This window comes from Streptomyces marokkonensis (assembly GCF_039539045.1).
Classification (GTDB): Bacteria; Actinomycetota; Actinomycetes; order Streptomycetales; family Streptomycetaceae; genus Streptomyces; species Streptomyces marokkonensis.
In genome coordinates this window covers 1-731 of the sequence record NZ_BAABCQ010000409.1, presented here as the reverse complement: position 1 = coordinate 731, position 731 = coordinate 1, and the positions used below count along the sequence as shown (strand labels likewise).

General features: G+C 65.9%; 2 protein-coding genes. Both read right to left on the bottom strand.

What is annotated here, in order from left to right; translation table 11 throughout:
* The coding region (locus ABEA26_RS36155) for an SPFH domain-containing protein (RefSeq protein WP_345598330.1) at positions 1–253 on the bottom strand (253 nt) is incomplete at its 3' end.
* A 2-nt stretch (positions 254–255) separates the two neighbouring features.
* Positions 256–687, bottom strand: coding sequence for an NfeD family protein (locus ABEA26_RS36150; RefSeq protein WP_279562393.1), 432 nt, complete (start codon positions 685–687; stop codon positions 256–258).
* Positions 688–731 lie beyond the last annotated feature (44 nt).

Below are 731 nucleotides of genomic sequence, written 5' to 3'. Positions count from 1 at the left end.
CCAGGTTGTCCTCGGTGATGACCGGTTGCGGTTTGAAGGAGACGACCTGTTCCCGCAGATCGATCATCGGATAGACGCGGTCGATGTACGGGATGACGAGGTTGAGGCCGGGTTTCAGTGTGCGGAGATAGCGGCCGAGCCGTTCGACATTACGGGCGCGGGCCTGCGGCACGATGCGCACCGCCCGCACCACGGTGAACACCGCGAGAAGCGCGACGATCACACCGGCGACGAGAAACGCCGAGGCTTCCATGGTCACTCCCGGGGGTAGACGAGGGCGGTGGACCCACTGATCTCCATGACGTCGACCGTCTTTCCTCGAGGAATCACCAGCGTCTCGTCGTAGGAACGGGCCGTCCATTCCTCACCGCCGATACGGACCCGGCCCTCCATGCCCGTCACCTCGGAGACGACGTAGGCGGCCTGGCCCACCAGGGCGTCCACACCGAACCGCTCCGTCTGGGGCTGGAGGACGTGACGCAGCGCGACGGGGCGCACGAAGAGAACGGTGACCGTGGCGACGACGGTGAAAACGAGGAACTGGAAAGGCGGTGAGAGTCCGGCCGCCGCGGATCCGGCCGTGATCAGCGCGGCCGCACCCAGCATTCCGAGCGCGGCGGTGAGGGTGAAGATCTCCGCAACGATCAGAACCGCCGCGACGATCAACCAGATCAGCCATGGATCCATGACGACCCCCTCCTGGACGGTGCGGGTGCGCGAATGGCTGGACC